Here is a 24843-nt window from a genome sequence, read left to right as displayed (position 1 = left end):
GGCCGATGGACGTCGCCCGCCCGCTGTACCGCCAGTTCGCCGACCGGCTGGCCGCCGCGATCCGCGCCGGCACGCTGCCGGCCGGCGCGAGGCTGCCGTCGGTGCGCCAGGCGGCGCGCGACGAACAGGTGGCGGTGGCCACCGTGCTGCAGGCCTACCGCGCGCTGGAGGACGAGCGCCTGGTGCAGGCGCGGCCCAAATCCGGCTACTTCGTCGCCAGCGCCCAGCGCGGCCAACGCCCGGCCGAGCCGGCGACCTCGTCGCCGCCGCAGGCGGCGCTGGCGGTGGACATCGCCTCGCTGTACGAGCTGATGATGCAGCTCAACGGCGCGCCCGGCGTCGTCTCGCTGGGCGCCGCCTGCCCGTCGGCCTCGCTGTTCGCCGAGGCGCGCATCCGCCGCGCGCTGAGCCAGGCCACGCTGCGCCACCGCGCGCTGCTGACGCAGTACGCCGGCGGCTTCGGCGAGGAGACGCTGCGCCGCGCCATCGCGCGCCGCGCGCTGGCGATGGGGCTGGCGCTGGACGCGCGCGACATCGTCGCCACCGGCGGCTGCAACGAAGCCCTCGCGCTGTGCCTGCGCGCCGTTACCCGGCCCGGCGACACCGTCGCGCTGGAGTCGCCGACCTCGTTCGGCTTCCTGCAGATCCTCGAAGCCCAGGGCCTGCGTGCGCTGGAGATCCCGACGCACCCGCGCCACGGCCTGTCGGTCGACGCCTTGGCGCTGGCCCTGCAGACGCAGCCGGTGCGTGCGCTGCTCGCCGTGCCGACGCTGCAGAACCCGCTGGGCGGCTGCATGCCGGTGGCCGAGCGCCGCCGCCTGGCGCAGCTGCTGGCGCGCCACCAGGTGCCGATGATCGAGGACGTGATCTACAACGACCTGGCCGAACGCGACGAGCACCGCCGCGCGGTCAAGTCCTTCGACAGCGAAGGCCTGGTGATGGTCTGCGGCTCGTTCGCCAAGACCGTGGCGCCGGGGCTGCGTGTCGGCTGGCTGGAGGCCGGGCGCCACGGCGCCGAAGTGCGGCGCATCAAGCCGGCTTTCGGCGGCGGCAACACCGGCGTCGTCGAGATGGCGATGGCCGAGCTGCTGACCCAGCCCGGCTACGAACCCGGCCTGCGCCGGCTGCGGCGCGCGCTGGCGCCGCGCATGGCCGAGGCGCGCGATCTCGTCGCGGCGCACTTCCCGCGCGGCACGCGCATCACCGACCCGGCCGGCGGCATCATGCTCTGGGCCGAGATGCCGGCCGGCGTCGACTCGCTGGAGCTGTTCCGCCGCGCGCTGGCGCTGGGCATCTGCATCGCGCCGGGCACGATGTTCAGCGCCAGCGACCGCTACCGCCACTGCGTGCGCCTGAGCCTGGGCGGCGACTGGGGCGAGGCGCAGCGCGAGGCCGTCGCGCGTGTCGGCCGGCTGGCGCAGGAACTGGCCGCCGAAGCCGCGCGCACGCCGGCTGCGGCCTGAAGCCCCCTACACTCGACGCCGACCTCACTCCCGGGCGCTGCGTGCCCGTCGTTCATGGGCTGGCACGGCCACCTCCGCATCGACTACCGCCGCGACGGCGAACGCTGCATCGCGCTGGACCGCCACCACGGCCCGCTGCGTGTGCTGCAGCGGCTCTATCCCGAAGGCCCCGGCATCTGCCACCACGTGCTGGTGCACCCGCCCGGCGGCATCGTCGGCGGCGACGTGCTGGAGCTGGACGCGATGCTGGCCGAAGGCGCGCACGCCGTGCTGACGACGCCCGGCGCGACACGCTTCTACCGCAGCGCCGGCGAGACCGCGCGCCAGCGCGTGAGCTTCGAGCTCGCCGCCGGCGCGCGCCTGGAATGGCTGCCGATGGAGACCATCGCCCACCGCGCCTGTCTGGCCGACAACAGCCTGAGCCTGCGCCTGGCGCCCGGCGCCGAGGCCATCGCCTGGGATCTGCTGGCGCTGGGCCTGCCCGCGGCCGGCGAAGCCTTCGACGCCGGGCGCTACGCCCAGCGCTGCGAGCTGCCGGGCGTCTGGCTGGACGCCGGCGTCGTGGCGGGCGACGACCGCGTGCTGCTCGACGGCCCCTGCGGCTTCGCCGGCCACCGTGTGCTGGGCACGCTGTTCTGCGCCGCCGGCGGCGCCGGTTTCGACGCCGCGCGGCGCACGGCGCTGGTCGAGGCGGCGCGCGAAGTGATCGACGCCGACGCGCTGGCCGCCACCGCCGGCGTCACCTCGCCGCACGCGCCGGTGGTCGTGGCACGCGTGCTGGGCGACCGCGTCGAGCCGGCGATGGCGCTGGCCGTCAAGCTGCGTGCCGCCTGGCGGCGTGTGCTCTGGGGCCTGGAGCCGAACCCGCCGCGCATCTGGCGGACCTGAGGCGCCTCAAGTCAGCGCCGGCACGCCGTCCTCGGTCTCGCCGACCGCGGCCTCGCGCGAGCGCGTCGCCCGGCGCTTGAGCCACAGGTACAGGCCGCTGCCGAGCACGACGATCGTCGCCACGTCCAGCAGCGCCCAGAGGATCTTCATCGGCATGCCGGCGTAGTCGCCGAAGTGCAGCGGCTGCGAGATCAAGAGCGCCGTCAGGTACCAGGGCAGGGCGGGCGAGGCGGTGACGGTGGCCGTGCGTGCGTCGACCAGCACCGGCTTCAGCAGCTTGGCCGTCAGCGGCGTGTCGCCGCGCAGGAAGACGGTGACGTGGTGCGGGCTGGAGTAGGCCGTGCCCGGGAAGGCGAGGAAGGACACCTGCTGGCCCGGCGTGTGCGCCAAGGCCGCATCCAGCGCCTTCTGCACCGGCGCGCGTTCGGCCTCGGGCACCAGCGGCTGGCCGGCGTAGGGCGCCAGCAGCGCGCTCAGCTGCGAGTACTGCCAGTACTTCACCAGCGGGTCGGCCCAGGTGTTGATGACGCCGGTGAAGCCCACCACCGTGGCCCAGACCAGCGTCACGATGCCCAGCAGGTTGTGCAGGTCCAGCCACTTCAGCCGCGGCGAACGCTCGCGGCGAACGGTGCCGAAGTCCAGCCGGCGCATGAAGGGCGCGTACAGCACCACGCCCGAGACGATGGCGACCACCATCAGCAGGCCCATGAAACCCAGGAACAGCATGCCCGGCAGGCCGGCGAACAGGTCGATGTGCAGGCGCTGCATCCAGTACATGAAGCCTTCGCCGGTCTTCGCGTCGCGCAGCACCTGCGCCGTGCGGCTGTCGACGGCGACCGACTTGTAGTCGTCGGTGGGCGCCGGCGTCGGCGTCAGCGTGACGTGCCAGACGGCCGGCTCCTCCTCGTCGGGCGCGGCGTACTGCACGACACGCTGCGGGTACAGCGCGCGCGCCGAGGCCAGCACCGTGTCCAGCGCCTGCGGCGACGCCGGTGCGGCCAGCGCCGGCAGCTCGACCGCGTCGCCCGACAGGTGCTCGATCTCGTGGTGGAAGATCAGCGGCAACCCGGTCAGGCACAGCAGCAGCATGAACAGCGTGCTGACCAGGCTGGTCCAGGTGTGCACCCAACTCCAGGCGCGCAGCGAACGGGCCTTCATCGTGCGCCCCGCGCCAGCGAGTACCAGCCGCCCACCGCCACCGGCACGCCCAGCGCCACCCAGGCCCAGACGTCGCCCCAGGCGTCGGAGACGAGCGCGCTCAGCAGCCCGGAGGCGGTGAGCAGGCCCAGGGCCAGCGGCCAGGCCCAGAGGCGGCGGAACTCGGTGGACATGCTGTCTTTCGTGTGGCCGGAACAAGGTGGCCGGTTCGCAGATGGTAATGGAAACAAGAACCGTTATCATCCGAGCAAACGACGTCGCCCCAGACGACCCGGCGCCCCGGCCACCGCCGCGTGGTAACGGCCCGATCACCACCGAAGACCCGCATGACCCGCAAACTGATGCTGAGCGCCTGCGCGCTCGCCGTGTGCAGCCTGGCCGCCCAGGCGCAGGCCCAGGCCCAGACCGAGGACACCGGCACCCAGGCCACCGAGGCCGGCACTGCCGAGAGGATCGTCGTCACCGCCAAACGCGCGCACCGCGTCTCCAAGGGCGCCACCGGGCTGCCGATGGAGATCAAGGACACGCCGCAGTCGATCAGCACGATCGAGCGCCAGGACATCGAGGACTTCGGCGCCACCGGCAGCAACGCCGCGCTGCAGCTGGGCACCGGCATCAACATCGAGCAGTACGAGACCAACCGCGTGGGCTTCAACGCGCGCGGCTTCGACATCCAGCTGACGCAGATCGACGGCGTCGGCATGAGCAACGACTGGGGCGTGGTCGTCGGCCAGCAGGACAGCTACCTGTTCGAGCGCATCGAGCTGATCCGCGGCGCCAACGGCCTGCTGACCGGCGTCGGCAACGCCTCGGGCACGATCAACTACGTGCGCAAGCGCCCGACCAACGAGGACGGCGGCGAAGCCAACGTCACCTGGGGCCCGCAGGGCAGCAACCGCCTGGCGCTGGACTACAACAAGGTGCTGACCGAAGACGGCAGCTGGGCCGGCCGCCTGGTCGTCGCGCGCGAGGACAAGGACTCCTACCTGCGCGGCCTGCGCGATCTGCGCAGCACCGTCTATGGCGTCGTCGACGGCCAGATCGGCGAGCACGGCATGCTGACCTTCGGCTTCAGCCACCAGCGCAGCAACCAGGACTCGCCGATGTGGGGCTCGCTGACGCTGAACTACGCCGGCGGCGGCCAAGCCGAGTTCGACCGTTCGTCGTCGACCTCGCAGGACTGGACCTACTGGAACACGCGCAGCAACAACGCCTTCGTCGAGTACCGCCACGAGCTGGCGCCCGACTGGGAGCTGAAGGCCACCTTCAACCACCGCGAGACGACCGAGGACACCCAGCTCCTCTACGCCTACCTGAAGGACTACCCCGGCCTGCTGCCCGACAACACCGGCCTCGTCGGCTGGCCCTACAAGAGCCACGGCACGACGACGAACAACCTGTTCGACCTGAACCTGAGCGGCGAATTCGACGCCTTCGGCCGCCGCCACAGCCTGATCGCCGGCCTCAGCCGCTCGCGCCAGACCAGCGACGTCGCCGCCCGGGGCTTCGACGCCTCGTACCAGGACCTGCCGCTGCCGGCCTTCCCGTACCGCGGCGACGTCTACCCCGAGCCCGAATGGACCGGCGTCGCGTCGACGACCAGCGGCGAGCAGACGCTGACCCGCCTGTACGCCGCGTCGCGCCTGGCGCTGACCGACCGGCTGAAGGCCATCGTCGGCGTCAACGCGATCAAGCTGCAGCGCGAAGGCGCCAGCCGCTACGGCAACGCCGGCACCAACGGCGTCAGCTACCCCGACACCAAGGAGACCAGCCCCTACGTCGGCTTCACCTACGACATCACGCCGGCGGTGCTGGGCTACGTCTCGTACTCGACGATCTTCCAGAACCAGGACCAGAGCGACTACGACAACGTCTACCTGGACCCGATGAAGGGCGTGAACACCGAGGCCGGCGTCAAGGCCGAGTGGCTGGACCGCAAGCTGCTGACCACCTTCGCCGTCTTCACCGCCGAGCAGAAGGGCCTGGCGACCTATGCCGGCATCAACCCCGACACCGGCAACTACTGGTACACGCCCGAGGACGTGAAGTCGCGCGGTTTCGAGGCCGAAGCCACCGGCCGCATCGGCGCCGATTCGCGCATCACGCTGGGCTTCACGCGGCTCAAGCTCACCGGCCCGGACGGCCACGACACCAGCCTGTGGGTGCCGCGCACGACGGTCAACTTCCGCTTCGATACGCGCCTGGCGGCACTGCCCCAGTTGCGCCTGGGCGTGGGCGGGCGCTGGCAGTCGGACGTCAGCAACGCCGCCCAGACCATGGAGCAGGGCGCCTACCTGCTGGCCAACGCCTTTGCCGCCTACGAGTGGAACGAGCGCACCACGCTGCGCCTGAACGTCGACAACGTCACCGACAAGAAGTACATCGGTGGCCTGTCCAACGGCGCCATCTACGGTGCGCCGCGGCAGGTGTCGCTGACGCTGAACTACAAGCTGTAAGGCGCGAAGCCCGGTCGCCCGCCATGGCGCCGGGCCGGCCTCCCGGCCGGCCGAATTAGACCTGGCGCAAACCGCGCCGAAACAGCCCCGCATTCGCCCGCCCCGTGTGCCGCAGTTCGCGCGCATCGGGCGGGCGAAGCTTTGTATGCGGGCGTAACGCGGTGGCATGATCCCTGGCAAAAGTGACCAGGGAGGTCATCGCGTGCTGATCAAGTCCGCCGACGACAAGTCGAAGCGGCTCGCACTGCTCGAGGATTTGCAGAAATCCCCGCTGTTGGACCGCCGCCAGCGCGACTGGCTGCGTGACGAGCAGTTCCGCCTGAAACGCGGCATCGCCGGCGAGCGCGATGCGGCGCACTTCCTCGACAACTACCTGCGGGACGACCCCGACCGCATGCTGCTGCACGACCTGCGTTTCCAGGTCGACGGCGAGGTGGTGCAGATCGACCACCTGATCATCACGCGCAGCCTCTACGTCTACCTGCTGGAGACGAAGAACTTCAACGGCAACCTGCGCATCAACGAACACGGCGAGTTCTCGGTCGAGTATTCCGGCGAACGAGTGTTCGGCATCCCGTCGCCGCTGGAGCAGAGCCGCCGCCACGAAGGCCCGCTGCGCAAGCTGTTCGAGCGCCTGGAGATTTGCGGCCGCAACGGCGGCGCCCCGCAGATCGAACACTGCGTGCTGGTCAGCCCGTCGTCGCTGACCCACCGCCCGCCGGCCAAGGCCTTCGACACGAGCAACGTCATCAAGGCCGACGGTTTCCGCGCGTGGCACGAGAAGTTCCAGCAGAACACGACGTTCACGCCCGGCCGCTTCGTCGGCGCGCTGATGAACATCCGCGGCGCCGACACCATCGAGGAATTCGCCCGCAAGCTGGTGCGCCAGCACCGGCCGAGCGATCTGCTGGCGCTGCCGGAGTTCATGAAGCCGAGGGTGGAGGTGGGGGCTGCTGTACCGCCGACTGTTGCGCCGCGGCGCGAGCCTGTTGCGCCGGTGCAGGCGCCGGTACCTTCACTAGCGGCGGACGTTGCGCCTCAGGACGCCGCGCCCGAGCGCCGCAAACTCATCTGCGCGACCTGCGGCGCCAAGATTTCGTTTGCCGAAGGCAAGTTTTGCTGGAACAACGAGAAGAGGTTTGGTGGGTTGCAGTATTGCAGGGAGCATCAGGCGGCGGGGCGCTGAGGCGAGTGGCGGCTTCAGGCTGAATACAGCTTTCAGCGCTGGCGGTGGACTGACCGCCGCCGCGAGCATCTGTCATTTCCGGTCGCGAATTGAGGTAACGTGGCTCAACATCGGCAAAAATCGAACTCAGAAGAGCAGATCGAGAGCATTCGGCTCTCAAGCACGAGGGAGGCCGAGTGACGAACACGAGGCGTGACTACAACAACGCAGAGATCGCTGCCCTGCTCTCGCAGGTAAGTAGCCGTTGCCCACTGTGTGACGCTCCTCTCTTCTACCGGAAGAAGCAGCGGCAGTACAAGGGTTACGAGCTGGCGCATATCTACCCGCTGAACCCACGTCCAGAGGAGGTCGTCGAGTTAGCGAACTCGCCTAGGCTGTGTGCTGACGTAAACGACCCGGACAACATCATCCCGCTGTGTGTCGAATGCCACGGGAAGTTCGACAAGCCCCGGACCGCAGGTGAGTACTTCGACCTGTACCAAATCAAGTTCGATGCGCTACAGCAAGAGCGCCAACGGTCGCTGGCTTCGCAGTACCCACTCGAGTTACAGATTGCCGCGGTCGTTGCTCACTTGCACAGCGCTTCAGTAGAGGAAACCGGGGACGCAACGCTGGCGTTCACTCCAAAGGCGGTCGATGACAAGCTGGACGCGACGATGCCGCCCCCCACCAAGCGAAAGGTTCGCAATGCAGTAGAAGATTACTTCCGGCATGTCCAGGCTGCCTTCTTGGAGCTTGAGCGCAGCGACCCCGGATGCTCCGAGCTGATCTTCGTCCAGGTCAAAGCGTTCTACTTGATGCAGAAGCGTCAAGGCCTGCCGCAGTCACAGGTGTTTGCCAACCTGGTCGATTGGATCCGCGCCCGTGCGAAGGCCCAAACCCTGGAGTCGGCTGAGGCCGTGGCTTCGTTTTTCATTCAGAACTGCGAGGTCTTCGAGTGATCACACCTAACAAGGTCGTACCGTTGTCCGCCTCCGTGTTGGGGCACCTAACCCATGTGCTGAAGGCGGGGCCGGACCCGACCCGCTTGGCGGACCTGTTCCAGCAGGTAGGCGACCAGTTCGAGAGCATTGACCAGTTCTTGCTGGCGCTGGATGTCCTGTTTCTGCTCGACCGGTTGACCGTTGACTTCGGTACTGAAAAGGTTGTCTATGCTGCGTGAAATTCGCTGCGAGAAATTCCGCGCTGGCGTTGTCAGGTTTCATCCAGGACTGAACGTCGTGCTGGGCGACGACAACGCGACCAACTCGATCGGAAAGTCCACGCTTTTGATGCTGGTCGACTTTGTATTCGGCGGCTCGACACTGCTGGAATGGAACGAGGACGTCGTGGCTGAGTTGGGGCACCATCACTATGACTTCGCCTTCGAGTTCGACGGCGAACTCCATCGTTTCCGGCGCGAGACGATCACGCCAGAAACCGTATACGTCTGCGATGCGGACTACAAGGTGCTGGAAGCAATAAAGCTGGACGAGTTCAACGCGTTATTGAAGAACGCGTACGGCCTCGCGCAGCCGGGCCAAACTTTCCGCGCCGCCGTCGGCCTTCATTTGCGTGTCTGGGGTAAGACCAACCTGATTCCTGACGAACCGCTTCACGCTTTTCCGAAGCAGAAGGACAAGGATTGCATTGACAACCTTATCAAGACGTACGGCAAGTTCGAATCGATTCGAGAACGTGACGATGCAGCGCGAACGGCCGACACAGACCTGAAGGTCATCAGGGCCGCGGCAGGCAAGCAGCTCATTCCGAAGGTAACCAGGACGGGGTACGCGCAGGCAAAGGTGCAGATCGCGGGTCTTGAGCGCGATCTTGAAGATGTGCGTCAAAACTTGGCCAGCTACGCGACAAGTCTGAACGCGGTGATCAACAAAGAGGTTCTCGATCTCAAAGAGCGCAAAGACGACTTACTTCAGCGCCGAATGACCGTGGCCGGGCGCCTTCAGCGGATCGACCGTAACCTCGGGGGGAAGCGCTCCCTCCATGGCGGCAATTTTCTGGATCTCCAAAGGTTCTTCCCGGATATCAACACCGAACGGCTCGCCGAGGTCGAAGCGTTTCATGACGGCGTTGCCCGCATCCTCAAGGAGCAGTTGAAGCAGTCCAAAGAGCAATTGGCAGAGGAGTTGAGGCTCATCGACCTGAGTATTGCAGGAATCGACTCGGAGATCGCGGCAGCGTTGGGATCGGTCGAACAGCCCGGGTCGCTGGTCGACCACGTTTACAAGATTGCTTTGTCGCTTCAGACCGCACGGGCCAGCAGAGATGGATACGAACTCGAGCAAGCGCATGTCGACACGCTGCGAAAGGCAAGAGAAGCACTTGCGGAGGTGAAGGAACGCATCCTCACCGAGATCGAGACCAGCGTGAACGATGGGATGCGCGAGATCGTCAGCGAAGCCGTCGGCGAGCACCGCAAGAGCCCGCGTCTGTCGCTAGACGACTCCACCTACAAGTTCGAGGTTTTCGAGGACACCGGCACTGGGACAGCCTACTTTGGGCTTGTGCTGTTCGACATGGCGGTCTTCCGGGCAACCAGCCTTCCGGCCATTGCGCACGATTCTGTGCTCTTCAAGAACATCTCGAACGACTCCGTCGCCCATCTCATCGGGTTGTACGCAAGGATCCAGAAGCAGTCGTTCATCGCGCTTGATGAGATTCAAAAATATGGGCCGACGGCTGCTCAGACTTTGCAAAAGCAGAGCGTCATTCAACTCAGTGACAGTGCTGTGCTCTACATCCACGACTGGCGGCCGAGTCGTCCAACAGCGGCGACCTAGTGGAAACCTCTGTGCGCCTGGTTTCGGCTGCATTGCGGACCTCGACGCCTGCCAGATGAATGGCCGCAACCGCCGCACAGCAGTCACCCGCCTCTCGCTGCTTACTGCATTGCCAAATCTGCCGCCCAGCGCCCGCCCCCCACCCACCGGCTGCGACTTTTCGGCGGCGAGCAGCGCAGGGTTCGCGGTCGGCGCGCTATAGCGCGCTTCGTGATCTGGCTCGCGGCCGACTGTTTGAGCGGAGCTCACGCCAGTGAGCGCAGCGAGTTGGGCCGCGCGACCGAGAAACCGAGCAGCGCAGCGTAGTCGGCCCGCAGGGCCGACCGCCGGAGCTGCCGGTGGTGGGATGCAATCCACCGAACTTAAGCCCGCGCACCCCTTATAGGCACAACGCGCATGACGTTTGACGAGGTTCGGCCGACGAGGGCGGAATCGTCCCGGACAGAAGCACTGGGCGTTGGCGGCGAGTGGTCGCCTAGCTGCGGGTTGCGCGGGGGATGCACGGCCAGTGCCGTGGCGCGCAGGTGCAAGGCGATCAACGCCGGCAGCGCCTCAAGGCGGGAGAGAATTAGATATGGCGCGTCCGCTCGGAAAACTACGACGAGGCGATGAGATCGGTAAGATCAGCAGCAGGGACCGGATGTTTGGGTAGTATTCCGGTCGCCATGGGTGACGGCCTTGTCGAGGGAAGGATCATGAACGAATCAACGAATTACGGCGTCAATCCTGCCTTCCCTGGACTTGGGTTCGGTGAATTGGCGCGACTACAGCCCCATCCTAGGGAACTCTGCCGGCGTGCGGTCGGATTTATGCGGTCGTGGGTTGTGGCACGAGTTGCGGGCTGTGATAAAAGTCCCTGAGGGGGCAACGCGAAAATGGAGCTTTCGTCATGAAAGCCGTGGTTTCGATTTCTCTTTGCGTCCTGATGACGGGCTGCGTCTCTGTTTCCAAAACTCCGCCGGCGCGTGTCTATCTATATCAATCGGTGAGCCCTGACAAGTGCGTCTTGAGTGAGACGGGGCCTGTCGCGGGCCGGCCTCGTCATGAATTCTCGGGGCAGGTCCGAGAAGGTGATCCGCAGGTCTATTCGTGCTCCATCGAGATTCCGATGAAGGAGTTCGAGCGGAAGTTGGGATACTGTGTAATGAGAGGGCAAAACTATGCCGCGGGCTACGATTTCTTCCAGGGGAATCCGCGCACGCGCAGGCACTCTTGCGATGCGCGGCCGCTCGTCAACGGTAACTTCTACTTCCAGGCTGTCGGCATCGCCGCCGATAGTTGTGACTGGCTCTGCTTTCCGGCGGCTGACCAGTAAAGGCGCAATCCACCGAACTTAAGCCCGCTCACCCCTTGTTGGCGTAACGCCCACGAAGTTTGACGAGGTTCGGTCACCCCCACCACACCAGACCGAGCAACAGCCTCACTCCCGCCTCGTCGCCAGATACACCCCCGCCGCCGACACCCCGACGCCCACCCCCTGCCACACCGTCAGCGTCTCCCCCAGCACCGCATAGCCCATGACGGCCGTCACCGCCGGGATCAGGTAGAACAAGCTCGCCACCCGGCTGGCCTCGCCGCGGCGCAGCAGCACGAACATCACGCTGACGGCGCCGATCGAGTTCACCAGGCTGAGCCACAGCGACGCGCCGACCAGCGCTGGCGTCCACTGCACTGCCAGCCCTTCCTGCCAGGCGCCCAGCACGCCGACGACCAGCGTCGACGCGCCGAGCTGGATGGCGCCGCCGCTGCGCAGGTCCATGCCGGCGCAGAACTTCTTCTGGTACAGCGTGCCGGCGGTGATGCCCAGCAGCGCCAGGCCCACGGCCAGATGGCCGGCCACGCCGCCACCGCCGCCCAGCTTGTGCGCGACGACCAGCGCCACGCCGGCCAGTCCCAGCGTCAGCCCGATGACCTGGCGCAGGCCGATGCGCTCGCCGAGGAAGACGACCGCGCCGAGCGCGGTGCAGACCGGCATCAGCCCGACGATCACCGCCGACACCCCGGCCGACACGCCCAGCGCTAGCCCGGCGTACAGGCCGGAGAACTGCAGCGCCTGGATCAGCAGGCCGACAACGACGACGTGCAGCCACTGCCGCGCCGTGCGCGGCCAGGGCGCGCGCGTCGCCAGCGCCACCACCAGCAGCACGGCAGCGGCGACGCCGAAACGCAGGAACAGCAGCGTGAACGGGCCGGCATAGGGCAGGCCCAGCTTGCCGGCCACGTAGCCGGTGCTCCACATCAGGATGAAGACCGCCGGCCAGAGCAGCGGCGTCGTCGGGGCGGTGGCGCCAGGCGCGGCGGCCAGCGGGGCGGCGGTGGTGGTCATGGCGGCTCCTTCGATGGGGAGAGAGGCCACCATTGTTGAAACGCCGCCAATGCGGCGGAAGCGGTCTAATCGGCAAACGATCGTTGACTGCAGGACAACATGGCCCACTCCCCCGTCCAGCAAGCCAAGCTGATGATCACCTTCGCGCACATCGCGGCGCAGGGCAGCATCTCGGGCGCGGCGGCCGGCCTCGGGCTGGACAAGGGCGCGGTCAGCCGCCAGCTGCGCGCGCTGGAGGAGCTGCTGGACACGCGGCTGATGCACCGCAGCACCCGGCGCCTGGTGCTCACCGAAGCCGGCGCGCAGGTCTACGAACGTGCGCAGCGGCTGCTGCAGGAGCTGGAACAGACCCAGGCCGACACGCTGTCGCTGCGCAGCCAGCCACGCGGCGTGCTGACCGTCAGCGCCTCGGTGGCCTTCGGCACGCGCCACCTCGTCCCGATGGTGCCGGCGTTCATGCAGCGATACCCCGAGGTGGAACTGCAGCTCTGCCTGCTGGACCGCCACGTCGACCCGGTGGAAGAGGGTGTCGACGTGCTGCTGCGGCTGTGCGACACCCCGCCCGACCCCCTGGTGGCGCAGCGCCTGTGCGCCATCGACTACGCCGTCGTCGCCAGCCCCGGGCTGGCGCACGGCGCGGGCGTCGCCACGCCGGCCGATCTGCACGACCGGCCTTGCCTGTTCTACGGCTTCAAGAGCCGCAGCGCGCGGTGGCGCTTCACGGAAGGCGCGGCGACGCAGGAAGTGCCGGTGACGACACGCGTCTCGGTCAACAGCAGCGAGGCTGTGCGCGACCTGGCCGTGCGCGGCCTGGGCTTCGCGCTGCTGCCGCGTTTCGCCGTCGACGACGATCTGGCCGCGGGCCGCCTGATCCAAGTGCTCGCCGACCACCAGGCCCACGGCAACCTGGGCAGCAGCCTGTACGCGCTGCATCTGCCCGGCGCGCACAAGTCGCCCAAGGTCCGCTGCTTCGTCGACTTCGTGCGCGAGCGCTGGTCGGGCGACGAGCCGGACTGGCGCACCGCAGCCGACTGACGGCGAACAACGGGCCTTGCCGAGCGCCCCGCCCCCCACCCGCCGGCTGCGACTTTTCGGCGGCGAGCAGCGCAGGGTTCGCGGTCGGCGCGCTTGAGCGCGCTTCGTGATCTGACTCGCGGCCGACTGTTTGAGCGGAGCTCACGTCAGTGAGCGCAGCGAGTTGGGCCGCGCGACCGCGAAACCGAGCAGCGCAGCGCAGTCGGCCCGCAGGGCCGACCGCCGAAGCCGGAGCTGCCGGTGGGTGGGGGGCGGGGCGCTACGCGCCGACGAGCCGGCCGCCGGGCTCAAGCCGGCAGCAGTGCCTGCGGCTCCTCGTCAGCGGCCATGGCCCGGTGCGCCTGGACGAAGGCCGCGAACTCGTCGGCCCGCAGCGGCCGGCTCAGCCAGTAGCCCTGCAGCTCGTCGCAGCCGCGTTTGCGCAGGAAGTGCGCCTGGGCTTCGGTCTCCACGCCTTCGGCGATCGTGCGCATGCCCAGGCCCTTGGCGAGGTTGATGATGGCCGTGACGATGGCCTGATCCTCGGCGCTGTCGATCACGCCGCCGATGAAGGAGCGGTCGATCTTCAGCTTGTAGACCTTGAAGCGTTTCAGGTAGCTCAGCGACGAGTAGCCGGTGCCGAAGTCGTCGATCGACAGCTGCACGCCCCGGGCGTGCAGCTCGTTCATCGCGGTCACGGCGGCCACCGGGTCGTCGGAGGCCACGCTCTCGGTCAGTTCGAGTTCGAGCCGGCCGGCCTCGATGCCCGCCTCGGACAGGATGCCCGCGACGATGTCCGCCAGGTGCGGCTGCCGGAACTGCACCGCCGACAGGTTGACGGCCAAGGTCTTCACCGGGATGCCGTTCGTCAGCCAGGTCCGCAGCTGCTGCGTCGCGGTGCGCAGCACCCACTCGCCGATCGAGGTGATGAGGCCGCTGCTCTCGGCCACCGGGATGAACTCCGCGGGCGACACCGCACCCAGTTCGGGATGCTGCCAGCGCAGCAGCACCTCGGCGCCGACGATGCACCGGCCGTCGCTGCGGAACTGCGGCTGGTAGTTCAGGCTCAGCTCGCCGCGCTCGAGCGCACGGCGCAGCGCGTTTTCCAGCAGCAGCATGCGCACCGACTGGGCCTGGATCTCGGCGGTGTAGAAGCAGAAGCGGTTGCGGCCGTTCTGCTTGGCCTGGTACATCGCGGCGTCCGCCGACTGCGCCAGCGCGTTGTAGTCGGCCCCGTCCGCCGGGTACAGCGCGATGCCGACCGAAGGCGTGATCGACAGCTCGTACTGCTCCAGGTGGTAGGGCTTCTCGGCCAGCGCCAGCAGCTTGCGCGCCACGCGCGACGCGCCCGGTGCGTCGGTGCCGGGCAGCAGCAGCACGAACTCGTCGCCCCCGGTGCGCGACAAGGTGTCCTGCTCGCGCAGCGCCCCGCGGAAGCGTTCGGCCAGCGCCACCAGCAGCGCGTCGCCGACGGCATGCCCCAGCGAGTCGTTGATGATCTTGAAGTGGTCGAGGTCGATGAACATCAGCGCCATCGACTCGCGGTTGCGCCGCGCCACACGCAGCGCGTGCGAGGCCCGGTCGCTGAGCAGCGCGCGGTTCGGCAGGCCGGTCAGCGAGTCGTAATGCGCCAGCCGGCGGATGCTGTCCTCGGCGTCCTTGCGCCGCGTGATGTCGATGAACGAGGCGATGAAGTGCGCGGCCTGGCCGCCGGCGTCGGCCACCAGGCTCATCGACAGCCATTGCGGATATTCGCTGCCGTCCTTGCGGCGGCTCCACACCTCGCCGTGCCAGTGCCCGTGCTCGGCCGCCTCGGCCCAGATGGCGGCGTGGAACTGGCGGTCGTGGCGTTTGGAGCGGAACAGGTCCGGCGTGCGCCCCAGCACGTCGGCCGCGTCGTAGCCGGTGATCGTGGTGAAGGCCTGGTTGACCTTGACGATGCGGTGCTGCAGGTCGGCGACGTAGAAGCCCTCGCCGCTCTGCTCGAACACCTTGGCCGCCAGCAGCAGCTGCGCCGCCAGTTCGCGGCGTGCGCTGACGTCCGACATCACGCCGACGAACTGGATGGTCACGCCCTGCGCGTCGAGCACGGGCGCGAGCGACATCTCGTTCCAGAACGGGGTGCCGTCCTTGCGGTAGTTCAGCAGCTCGCCGTGGAAGGGGCTGGACGTGCGCAGCGCATCGCGCAGGGCGCGCAGCAGGCCGGGGTCGGTGTCGGCGCCGTGCAGGAAGGCGGCCGGGCGGCCGACCATCTCGGCTTCGGTGTAGCCCGTGATCACGGTGCAGCCGGCGTTCACGTAGGTGATGAGGCCCGCGGCGTCGGAGATCATCACGCCCTGCGAGATCGCCCCCAGCGCGCGGTCGCGCAGGTGCAGCGTGGCCAGGCTGGCGCGCAGGCTCTCTTCGGTCCGCGCCTGCTCGGCCACCAGGTCGAACAGCGCGCGCCGCGCCTGGGCCGCGGCATCGCTGATGCGCTGCCCGCTCAGGTCGGTCGCGACCATGCACAGCGCATCGGGCAGGCCGTCGACGACCAGGCGGTTGACGGTCAGCAGGATGGGCACGCGTTGCCCGCCGTCGGTGATCAGGTCGAGTTCGGCGGAGCGTTTGGGCTGCCCGTCGTGCGCCAGCAGCGGCGCCAGCGCGGCCTGCGCCTCGGGGGCGACGCAGTCCGCGAGCAGCGAACCGATGACCCGGCTCAGCGGCCGCTGCAGCATCTCGGCGAAGCGGCGGTTGGCGTAGGTGACGACGCCGTCCGGCGTAAGCGTCAGCGCGCCTTCGCCCATCTCCTCGATCAGCAGCCGGTAGGACCGGTCGGCGCCGTCGCGCGTGAACAGCTCCAGGCCGTTCGAGCCCGGCAGGAACAGCGCGTCGACCTCGCCGTCGCCGATCCCGCGCAGCGCCTGCTCGGCACGCGAGAGCTTCGCCTGCAGGGCCCGGCACTCGCGCAGCAGGGCGTCGTGCCGCGCCTGCAGGCCTTGCGCGGCCGGCGGCGCCTGGTGCGGCGGTTCGAGCGCGTTCGCCATGGCTCGATCAGCTTCGTGGCAGCAGGTCGAGCCCGACCAGGACCCGCTCGGTGTCCGACATGTCGCCGACCACCATGCGCAGCGGCGGCGGCAGGCGCTTGATCAGCGCGGGCACCGCGACGATCTGCTCGCCCTCGGCCAGCTGCGGCTGCTGGTACAGGTCGATCACCTCGAGCTGGTACTGGCCATGCAACTGCTCCAGACAGATGCGCTGCATGTTGGCCACCGCGCGCAGCGAGCGCGGCGTGTGGCCCGCCACGTACAGGCGCAGGACGAACTCGTGTTCGGCGGGGGCCGCCGGTGCCTGTTCGTTCATTGCGCCTCCGACTTGCGGCTGCGCGCCATCGCGCGCCGGTCCTGCAGCAGTTGCTCCTCGCGCGTGCGGGCCTGCACGACGAGCGTCTGGGTCTCGGCTTCCAGCGCCGCGAAATCCTCGCGCATCGCGGTGATCTGCGCTTCCATCGCCGCCCGGCGGCGGGACAGCTCTTCCTGCTTGCGGCGGACCTCTTCTTCCCGCAGCACCTGATCGGCCTGCTCCCGCGCTTCCTGTGCCAGCCGGGCCGAGCCGGTCAGCGCGCCCTGCGGGCCGTTGTAAGGCTCGCGCAGCGCGATGCCGTCGTGCGTGATCGTGAACTCGCGCACCTGGTTGGAGTGCGGCATGCCGCGCGACTTGAGGATGTACAGGCCGCGGTTGCGTTCGCCGCCGCTTTCGATGTCGCGCACCAGCAGCCAGGTGTCGATCAGCGACGAGATCGCGGTGTCGGTGCGTTCCAGCCCTTCGCCACCGGCCGTCAGGCTGGTGAAGAACGCGGTCGTCTGGCGCTGCTTGAGGGTGTCGATCAGGCGCAGCAGCATCAGCTTGACGTCGTCGGCGTTGCCGGTGGTGACGAAGCTGTTGAGCGGGTCCACGACGACCACCTGCGGGTCGAACGCGACGATCTGCGCGAGCATCCTGGACAGGTGCAGCTCCAGCCCGGCCTGCGTCGGGCGCGAGGCGTGGAACTGCAGCAGCCCGCAATCGACCCAGCGCGCCAGGTCGATGCCGATCGAGCGCATGTTGCGCATGATCTGGCTGGACGACTCCTCGAACGGAAAGTAGAGCACCCGCTCGCCGCGTTCGCACGCCGCCGCCGTGATGTGCGCCGCCAGGCTGCTCTTGCCGGTGCCCGCGGTGCCCGAGATCAGGACGCTGCTGCCGTGGAAGAAGCCGGCGCCGCCGAGCATCTCGTCGAGCCCGGCCACGCCGGACGGCACGCGCTCGTCGCTGACTTCGTGATGCAGGCCCAGCGCCGTCACCGGGAGCAGCGAAATGCCGGTTTCGTCGATCAGGAACGGGTACTCGTTGGTGCCGTGCCTGGAGCCGCGGTACTTGATCACGCGCAGCCGTCGCGACGAGACCATGCCTTGCACGCGGTGGTCGAGCACGATGACGCAGTCGGCGACGTACTCCTCGAGTCCGTGGCGCGTCAGGGCCAGCGGGTCGCTGCCGCGTTCGCCGGTGACGAGCGTCGTCACGCCCCGGTCCTTCAGCCACCGGAACAGGCGCCTCAGTTCGGCCCGGACGATGGCCGGATCGGGCAGCCCGCCGAAGAGGGTCTCGATGGTGTCGAGCACGACGCGTTTCGCGCCGATGCGGTCGATCGCGTGGCCCAGCCGGATGAACAGGCCCTCGAGGTCGTACTCGCCGCTGTCCTGGAACGCGTCGCGGTCGACGCGCACGTGGTCCACCGCGAGCAGGCCGCGCGTCGTCAGGTCTTCGAGGTCGAAACCGAGCGAGGCCACGTTCTGGGCCAGCTCGGCAGCGGTCTCCTCGAAGGCCATGAAGACGCCGGGTTCGCCCGCCTGCGTCGCGCCGTGCACCAGGAACTGCATGCCGAGCAAGGTCTTGCCGCAGCCGGCGCCGCCGCAGACCAGGGTGGGGCGGCCAGACGGCAGGCCGCCTGCGGTGAGTTCGTCCAGGCCCTGGACGCCGGTGGTCGACTTGCGGATGGTCGTCAGGGTTCTGATGGGCACTGGAATCCGTTCCGTTGACTCGCCGAGTGCGCCGGCTCGGCAGCCACGGCGCGACTCAGACAGCGCCGACGTGGCCGGAATGATCCGGGCGGCGGCAAAGCAGCATCGGAACACACGGCCGGGCACGGCACTTGTGATTTATCTATTTTCGTCATCTAAATCACCCAAAACACCCGGCTGCGCCAGATTTGCCGCCCGCGTGCGGAACCTGCCCGCTTTTTCGCCCTGGCGTTCTCGCCGCCGCAGCGGCGCGCCGGGTCAGGGCTTCAGTGCCACCTTCAGCACGCCGTCGCGCTGGTTCGCAAACAGCTCGTAGGCGGCGACGATGTCGTCGAGCCGGTAGTGGTGCGTCACCATCGGCGACAGGTCCAGCCGCCCGGCCTCGATGACGTTCATCAGCCGGCGCATGCGTTCCTTGCCGCCGGGGCACAGCGCGGTCTTGATCGTGTGGTCGCCCAGCCCGGCGGCGAACGCCGCCATCGGGATGCGCAGGTCTTCGGAGTACACGCCCAGGCTGGACAGCGTGCCGCCCGGCTTCAGCACGCGCAGAGCGCCCTCGAAGGTCTGCTGCGTGCCCAGCGCCTCGATCGCGGCGTCGGCGCCGCGGCCGCCGGTCAGCTTCATCACCTCGGCCACGACGTCGCAGCGCTTGAAGTTCAGCGTCAAGTCGGCGCCCATCTGTTTTGCCACTTCCAGCCGGTGGTCGTTGCCGTCGACGCCGATCACCGTCGTGGCGCCCATCAGCCGCGCGCCGGCCGCGGCGCACAGGCCGATCGGGCCCTGGGCGAAGACGACGACGGTGTCGCCCAGGCGGATGCCGGCGTTCTCGGCGCCGGCAAAGCCGGTGGACATGATGTCCGGGCACATCAGCACCTGCTCGTCCGTCAAGCCGTCGGGCACCGGCGCCAGGTTGGCCTGGGCGTCGGGCACCAGCACGTACTCGGCCTGGGTGCCGTCGATCAGGTTGCCGAAGCGCCAGCCGGCCGTCGCCTTGTAGCCGTGGCAGCCGCAGCGGCCCGACGGGATCAGGTAGCTGCCGTCCTGGCTGGGCTTGCCGTCCATCGCGGCATAGCTGTTGAAGTTGGGGCAGATCGCGCCGGCGATCACACGCTGGCCCTCCTGGTAGCCGACGACCGCCGAGCCCAGCTTCTCGATCACGCCCACCGGCTCGTGGCCCACCGTCAGGCCCGGCGCCACCGGATATTCGCCCTTCAGGATGTGGACGTCGGTGCCGCAGATCGTCGTCGTCGTGATGCGCAGCAGCGCGTCGTTGGGGCCGACCTCGGGGATGGGCTTCTCGCGCAGTTCGATGCGGCCCTTCTCGACGAAGACGGCGGCTTTCATCGTGCGTGCCATGCGGTTCTCCTTCAGCGTGGGTGTCTGTCGAATGCGCCGCGAGTGCGCCGGCGCTCGCCGGGCCGGGGCGTGTCTCGCGCGCCGGGCCCGTGGCCCGCATGATCGCGCGCTCCCCGCACGCCGTCGATGAACAGACGCCCGCGCCGCGGGGCCGCCCGCTCAGCCGCGCAGCCCGGCGGCGATCGGCCGGCGGAAAGCCTGTGCCGCTGGCAGCAGCGCGATCAGCAGCCCGGCGACGACGAGCCCGGCCACCAGCCGCAGCTCGGCCGCGCCCAGCGTTGCCGGCAGCGCAAAACCGGTGCGCTGCGCCAGCCAGGCCGACAGGCCCAGCGAGCCGGCATACCCCAGCGCCGCGCCGGCCAGCGCGCCGGCCAGGATCAGCGCCGCCACCTCGATCCAGACGACCGCGAAGACGTAGCCGCGGCCGGCGCCGATGGCGCGCAACACCGCGAACTGGCGCTGGCGCGCCAGGAAGCCGACCAGCAGCACCACCAGCACCGCGGCCACGACCAGCACCTGCGTCGCCAGCGCCAGCAGCGCCATCAGGTCGCGCACGTTGCCCAGCAGCACGTAGAGCTCGTTGAGCACCTCGGCCGGGAACAGCGCCACGCTCTGCGGCGTGCGGAACTGGCCGCGCAGCGTGTAGGCGGCGGCCACGCTGGCCGGTTTGATCGCCAGCGCCGGCACGCCGGGCAGGCGCTCGGCGGCCCAGGGCGGGCCCAGGTGATCGTCACCGTCGGCATGGCCGCCGGGCAGGCCGTGCAGCGCCCAGACGTCTTCCACCGGCACCAGGATCGCGCGGTCCCAGGCGTTGTGGCGCGGCGGCAGGCGGCCGACGACGGTGTAGCTCAGGTCGTGGGCGTGGTGCGGGTCGTGGCCGGCGTGCTCGTCCTCGTCGCCGTCCTCGTCGTGCAGCCCGTGCGCCGGCCGCAGCGCAGCGCCCAGCGCGGCCGGCACCGCGGCGCCGACGACGGCCTCGCCGCGGCGCTGGAACAGCCGGCCCTCGGCCGGCGCCAGCGTGCCGCCGCGGCTGGCGAAGGCGGCGACGGTACCGATCACCGGGTGGCCCTGCCAGTGGTCGCCGAAGGCGATCGGCGCGGCGTAGGCCACGCCCGGCGCGCTGGCGGCACGCGCCAGCACCGCGCCGTCCAAGAGCGGCAGCGCCTGCAGCTGCAGGTAGACGGTGCTCAGCACCAGCTGCGTCGGGCTGCCGGGCGCGCCGACGATGAGGTCGAAGTCGTCGGCGGCGCGTGCGCTGCCCTGGCGCAGCGCGCGTTCCTGCGAGATCACGGCGACGCCGACGGCCACCGCCAGCGCCACCAGCAGCACCGTCACCGCGCCCAGCAGGCGGTTGCGGCGCAGGTCGGCCCAGACGACGGGCAAGGGGTTGGGCAGCGGCATCAGGCCTCCGTCAGCCGGCCGTCGCGCAGCTCGGCGCCGCGGTCCAGGCGCGCCAGCAGCTCCAGGTCGTGCGAGAAGACGACGAGGCTGGCGCCGGTTTCGCGTGCGGCTTCGGTCAGCAGCGTGGCGACCTCGGCGCGGTGCTCGGGGTCCAGGCTGGCGGTCGGTTCGTCGGCCAGCAGCGCCGGCGGGCGGTGCAGCAGCGCGCGGGCGATGGCCACGCGCTGGCGTTCGCCGCGCGACATCAGCGCCACCTCGCGCCGCGGCGAGGTGATGCCGACGCGGCGCAGCAGCGTGGCGGCGCGCTCGCGTTCGTCGGCCGCCGGGCGCCAGCGGCCGAAGTGCGCCGGCAGCAGCACGTTGGCCAGCGCGTCCAGGCCGTCGACGAGGTGGAAGTCCTGGAACACCAGGCCGACGGCGCGCCGCCGCCAGCGGTCGCGTGCGCCTTCGGGCAGCGCGGCGATGTCCTCGCCCTGCCAGGCCACGCGGCCGGCCTGCGGCGTCTCGATGCCGGCCAGGCAGTTGAACAGCGTCGTCTTGCCGGCGCCCGAAGGCCCGCGGATGCCCAGGCTGGCGCCGGGCGCCAGCGTCAGCGTGTCGATGGTGAACAGGTCGGCGGCTTCGCCGCGAAAGCGCACGCGCAGGCCGTCGACGCTCAGCCCCGCGCTCACCGCCCGACCTCGTGCACCTGGGCGTCGACCAGCCGCACCTGGCTGACGAAGCCGGTATGCGGGTCGGTCCAGGAGCCGATCTCCAGCCGGCCGGTCGCTTCGACGCGGCGGTTGAAGTCCACCGGCGCCAGCGTTTCGCGCAGGTAGACGACGACGATGTCGACCGGCCATTCGGCATCGGAGGCGCAGAACGGGCACACCGAGACCGGCGCACGCGTCAGCACGAAGAAGCGGCTCTCGGGCTTGAGCGGCGGCGCCATGAAGCCGCGCATGCGCACCGCCTGGCCGCGCAGCGCCCGCGCGCGCTCCGAGTAGCGGATGCCGAGCACGCCGACGCTTTCGTACAGGCCGTCGAAAGTGAGCAGCTCGTCGGCACGCGCTGCGGGTGCGAAGGGCAGCAGCGCGGCGCTCAAAAGGAAAAGCCGCCGGCGGGTGCCGGCGGCGTTCAGCACGGGCTTCACTGGGCGGTGGCGGCTTTCGCTCTGGCCTTGGGCTGGGCCTTGGCCGGCTGCGGCGCCAGCGCCAGCGCCTCGGCGATGACGCGGAACAGCTCGGTGTTCTCCATCTGGCCGCGCACACGTTCGGCGCCGGGGCCGGTGGCCGTCAGCACGACGTCGTCGCCGGAGTGGATGCCTTGCGTCGCGGCGTCGGGGCCGGTGTTGGGCAGGTTGCCGATGCGCAGCACGGCGCCGGGCACGTCCTTGTACTGCTCGTTGGCGACGACGACGCCGTCCTTGCCCTTCACCGCCGGCACGTTCTCGCCGTCCAGGTAGGGGCGGAAGGTGTCGTAGTGGTCGGGGTAGGCGCCGAAGACGAAGCGCAGGCGGCGCGAGACGTCCACCGTGCCCGGGTAGCCCGCGGCGTCGGGCGCCGGGTAGTTGGGCCAGCCGGCGCTGGCGTAGACGCCGACCTTGTTGCGCATCTCGGGGCCCGGGGCTTCGTCGTTGACGGTGCCGATCAGGCTGACCGGGTGCGAGTGGTCGGCCGTGACGAGGATCAGCGTGTCGTTGCCACGCGCCTTGGACCAGTCCTTGGCGGCCTGCACGGCGTCGTCGAGCATGATGGTGTCGTAGATCGCACGCTCGGCGTCCATCGAGTGCGAGTACTTGTCGATGCGCGCGCTCTCGACCATCAGCACGAAGCCGTTCGGGTTGCGCGACAGCACCTCGATGGCGGCGCGCATCTCCTCGACGACGTCGGGCTGGTCGGGGAACTTGGCGACGCTGCCCTTCTTCAGGAACTTCAGGTCCAGCGCGCCGTCGACGTTGCCGGTGTTGTAGAGGCCCAGCAGCTTGGTCGTGCTCTTGTCGGCGGCCAGCGCCGTCATCTCGGTCTTGGTCGTCGCGAGCTGGTAGCCGGCCTGGCGGTAGGCGGCGATGAAGTCGGTGTCGTCCTTGCGCTTGGAGCCGGGCGTGGACTTGGGCAGGAAGTGCGGCGAGCCGCCGCCCATCAGCACGTCGATGCGGCTGTCCAGGAACATGCGCACGATGTCGTCGAAGTCCGACCGGCGGCGCGTGTGCGCGGCCATCGCGGCCGGCGTGGCGTCCTCGACCTCGGAGTTGGTCACCGCGCCGACGGCCATGCCGCGGCGCTTGGCCAGGCTGGTGATCGTCTCGACGGCCGGGTGCGCCAGCGTGTCGGCGGCGCGCGAGCAGTAGACGCCCAGCGCGTTGACGCAGGACTTGTGGCCGGTGGTGTAGGCCGAGGCCGAGTTGGCCGAGTCGGTGACGATGGAGTCGGTGCCCTGCGTGGACAGCAGCGCCATGTAGGGCATGTCGTCCATCGCCAGCTTGCCCTTGAGCTTGCCGCCTTCGTCGTAGCCCTTGGACAGGATGCGCGCCGCGGTGCGGTGGGCGATCGAGAAGCCGTCGCCGATGAACAGGATGACGTTCTTCGCCGCACGCTTGGCCGGCGTGCCGTAGACCGTCCAGTTCACCGATTTCTCGTGCGTGCCGTCGCTGGCCTTGACGACGTAGTGGCCGGCCGTGGGCAGCGACACGCCGCGCAGCAGCAGGCTGGACGCGGGCTTGCCGTCTTCGCGCTCGATGTACTCGGCGTTCTGGCCGAAGACCTGGGCGTAGTCCTGGCCGTTGATGCTGACCTTCATCTGGTCGCGCGGCACGACGCCGTCGAACTCGACCTTGAAGTCGAAACGCGAGCCGGCCAGGATGTCGGCGCGGTTCAGCGGGTAGATCGATTGCGCCTGGGCGGCGCAAGCCAGCAGCGCGGCGGCGACGCCGGCTGCGAGATGGAACGGGGTGTGGCGCATGGACGCGTGGAAGCGGAGGGTCGGGAAACCCTCGCTTGTAGCCGCCGCGTGCGGCAGCTTGATGACGTCCGCCTCAGCCGCCGGCCAGCGAGTGGATGCGCGCGACGACGGCGCCGTTGAGCAGCGCGCCGCGGCGCTCCAGCGCGGCCAGCAGCGCCAGCGCGGCGGCCGGCGTCTGCGTGTAGCCGGGCGCCAGCGCCGGCAGCTCCGCGGCCAGCGCGGCCTGGCGGGCTTCCAGCCGGCGTTCGCGGTTGAACGGGTCGCCCGGCGCCGGCGCGGCGCGCAGCGTGTCCAGCTCGATCAGGCGGTCCAGCGCATGGACCTGCACCAGGCGCATCGCGCTGAGTTGTTCGCCGCGCTGCCAGCGCTGCAGGCCGACGAGCAGGTTGGACAGCAGCTCGCCGACGATCCAGGTCTCGTCGGGCAGCGTGGCGGCCGGCAGCGGGCGGCGCGGTTCGACGATCGTCGGGTCCACGCCGTCGCGCGCCCAGACCAGGCGGCCGGGCGCGAACGGGATGCCGGGCAGCTCCTGCGGCTCGAAGACCGCGAACTCGCAGAACACGCCGTCGACCATCAGCGCCTTGTGGCCGTCGACGGTGTTGCGGTAATGCCAGGCCAGCGGGTGCGCGGCGTCCAGCCAGTCCAGGCGCTCGATGTAGCGCGCCTTGGCGCCGGGCTCGACGATGGCGAAGAAGTCCAGGTCGGACCAGGCGTCCAGCCGCGCCGCCTCGCGGCCCACCGAGCCCAGGCCGATCAAGGCCAGCGCCTGGCCGCTGGCGGCAAGCGACTGGCCGATGGCGTCTAGGCGGGCGAGCAGGTCGGGTGTGGCCATGCGGCAT

The 24843-nt window shown here is 69.5% G+C and carries 21 protein-coding genes; 9 read left to right on the top strand and 12 right to left on the bottom strand.

All coding sequences use genetic code 11. From position 1 onward, the window contains the following. Positions 1 to 5: 5 nt before the first annotated feature. Entirely contained in the window at positions 6 to 1463 is a 1458-nt protein-coding gene (locus RGE_RS19410) for an aminotransferase-like domain-containing protein (protein ID WP_014430162.1), read from the top strand. A 54-nt stretch (positions 1464 to 1517) separates the two neighbouring features. Next, a complete protein-coding gene (locus tag RGE_RS19405; protein WP_014430161.1) occupies positions 1518 to 2351 on the top strand; it encodes an urease accessory protein UreD in 834 nt (277 codons plus the stop codon). 6 nt (positions 2352 to 2357) lie between these two features. On the opposite strand, the gene RGE_RS19400 is transcribed toward RGE_RS19405, so the two are convergent. Beyond that, positions 2358 to 3509, bottom strand: coding sequence for a PepSY-associated TM helix domain-containing protein (locus RGE_RS19400; protein WP_014430160.1), 1152 nt, complete (start codon positions 3507 to 3509; stop codon positions 2358 to 2360). Then, on the bottom strand, positions 3506 to 3682 hold the full coding sequence (locus tag RGE_RS24405) for a hypothetical protein (RefSeq protein WP_014430159.1): 177 nt from the start codon (positions 3680 to 3682) through the stop codon (positions 3506 to 3508). Before RGE_RS24405 ends, RGE_RS19400 begins: the two co-directional genes overlap by 4 nt. Before the next feature lie 153 nt (positions 3683 to 3835). Here RGE_RS24405 and RGE_RS19395 point away from each other — a divergent pair, with 153 nt between their 5' ends. The 6 genes from RGE_RS19395 (at position 3836) to RGE_RS24170 (ending at position 11246) form a co-directional block, all read left to right on the top strand. Next, on the top strand, positions 3836 to 5965 hold the full coding sequence (locus RGE_RS19395) for a TonB-dependent siderophore receptor (RefSeq protein WP_014430157.1): 2130 nt from the start codon (positions 3836 to 3838) through the stop codon (positions 5963 to 5965). 202 nt (positions 5966 to 6167) lie between these two features. After that, positions 6168 to 7151 (top strand): nuclease-related domain-containing protein, encoded by a 984-nt coding sequence (locus RGE_RS19390; RefSeq protein WP_014430156.1) that lies wholly within the window; start codon positions 6168 to 6170, stop codon positions 7149 to 7151. A 176-nt stretch (positions 7152 to 7327) separates the two neighbouring features. Continuing rightward, entirely contained in the window at positions 7328 to 8092 is a 765-nt protein-coding gene (locus RGE_RS19385; protein WP_014430155.1) for an ABC-three component system protein, read from the top strand. Beyond that, positions 8089 to 8313 (top strand): ABC-three component system middle component 7, encoded by a 225-nt coding sequence (locus RGE_RS19380; protein WP_043784297.1) that lies wholly within the window; start codon positions 8089 to 8091, stop codon positions 8311 to 8313. Before RGE_RS19385 ends, RGE_RS19380 begins: the two co-directional genes overlap by 4 nt. Further along, entirely contained in the window at positions 8303 to 9931 is a 1629-nt protein-coding gene (locus RGE_RS19375; protein WP_014430154.1) for a DUF2326 domain-containing protein, read from the top strand. Before RGE_RS19380 ends, RGE_RS19375 begins: the two co-directional genes overlap by 11 nt. A gap of 889 nt (positions 9932 to 10820) precedes the next feature. Next, positions 10821 to 11246 (top strand): hypothetical protein, encoded by a 426-nt coding sequence (locus RGE_RS24170; protein WP_148280243.1) that lies wholly within the window; start codon positions 10821 to 10823, stop codon positions 11244 to 11246. 105 nt (positions 11247 to 11351) lie between these two features. Here RGE_RS24170 and RGE_RS19365 read toward each other — a convergent pair whose 3' ends face one another. Further along, the gene (locus RGE_RS19365; protein ID WP_014430152.1) at positions 11352 to 12257 is read right to left on the bottom strand and encodes a DMT family transporter; all 906 of its coding nucleotides are present in this window, start codon (positions 12255 to 12257) and stop codon (positions 11352 to 11354) included. A gap of 99 nt (positions 12258 to 12356) precedes the next feature. Here RGE_RS19365 and RGE_RS19360 point away from each other — a divergent pair, with 99 nt between their 5' ends. Next, positions 12357 to 13292, top strand: coding sequence for a LysR family transcriptional regulator (locus RGE_RS19360; RefSeq protein WP_014430151.1), 936 nt, complete (start codon positions 12357 to 12359; stop codon positions 13290 to 13292). Between the two features lie 287 nt (positions 13293 to 13579). Here the strand turns inward: RGE_RS19360 and RGE_RS19355 are convergent, their stop codons facing one another. From RGE_RS19355 to RGE_RS19315, 9 genes are all read right to left on the bottom strand, one after another. Beyond that, positions 13580 to 16294 carry a sensor domain-containing protein gene (locus RGE_RS19355; protein WP_014430150.1) on the bottom strand — a complete coding sequence of 905 codons (2715 nt, stop codon included), beginning with the start codon at positions 16292 to 16294 and terminating at the stop codon, positions 13580 to 13582. Between the two features lie 7 nt (positions 16295 to 16301). Beyond that, positions 16302 to 16610: a circadian clock KaiB family protein gene (locus tag RGE_RS19350; RefSeq protein ID WP_014430149.1), complete on the bottom strand. Its 309-nt coding sequence runs from the start codon at positions 16608 to 16610 to the stop codon at positions 16302 to 16304. Next, the gene (gene kaiC / locus RGE_RS19345; RefSeq protein ID WP_014430148.1) at positions 16607 to 18307 is read right to left on the bottom strand and encodes a circadian clock protein KaiC; all 1701 of its coding nucleotides are present in this window, start codon (positions 18305 to 18307) and stop codon (positions 16607 to 16609) included. The genes RGE_RS19350 and kaiC overlap by 4 nt, the downstream gene beginning before the upstream one ends. Positions 18308 to 18565: 258 nt before the next feature. Continuing rightward, positions 18566 to 19663, bottom strand: a complete 1098-nt coding sequence (locus RGE_RS19340; protein ID WP_014430147.1) for an NAD(P)-dependent alcohol dehydrogenase — start codon at positions 19661 to 19663, stop codon at positions 18566 to 18568. A 159-nt stretch (positions 19664 to 19822) separates the two neighbouring features. After that, positions 19823 to 21064, bottom strand: coding sequence for an FtsX-like permease family protein (locus tag RGE_RS19335; protein WP_014430146.1), 1242 nt, complete (start codon positions 21062 to 21064; stop codon positions 19823 to 19825). After that, the gene (locus tag RGE_RS19330) at positions 21064 to 21735 is read right to left on the bottom strand and encodes an ABC transporter ATP-binding protein (RefSeq protein ID WP_014430145.1); all 672 of its coding nucleotides are present in this window, start codon (positions 21733 to 21735) and stop codon (positions 21064 to 21066) included. Before RGE_RS19330 ends, RGE_RS19335 begins: the two co-directional genes overlap by 1 nt. After that, positions 21732 to 22196, bottom strand: a complete 465-nt coding sequence (locus RGE_RS19325; RefSeq protein WP_173391627.1) for a hypothetical protein — start codon at positions 22194 to 22196, stop codon at positions 21732 to 21734. The genes RGE_RS19330 and RGE_RS19325 overlap by 4 nt, the downstream gene beginning before the upstream one ends. Then, positions 22193 to 24004 (bottom strand): alkaline phosphatase, encoded by a 1812-nt coding sequence (locus RGE_RS19320; protein ID WP_014430143.1) that lies wholly within the window; start codon positions 24002 to 24004, stop codon positions 22193 to 22195. Before RGE_RS19320 ends, RGE_RS19325 begins: the two co-directional genes overlap by 4 nt. Positions 24005 to 24077: 73 nt before the next feature. Beyond that, the gene (locus tag RGE_RS19315; protein WP_014430142.1) at positions 24078 to 24836 is read right to left on the bottom strand and encodes a hypothetical protein; all 759 of its coding nucleotides are present in this window, start codon (positions 24834 to 24836) and stop codon (positions 24078 to 24080) included. Between the last annotated feature and the right edge of the window lie 7 nt (positions 24837 to 24843).

The sequence above is a fragment of the Rubrivivax gelatinosus IL144 genome (assembly GCF_000284255.1).
GTDB lineage: Bacteria > Pseudomonadota > Gammaproteobacteria > Burkholderiales > Burkholderiaceae_C > Rubrivivax > Rubrivivax gelatinosus_A.
Note: the sequence above shows the minus strand (reverse complement) of the source record. Positions and strands in the feature narration are given on the sequence as shown.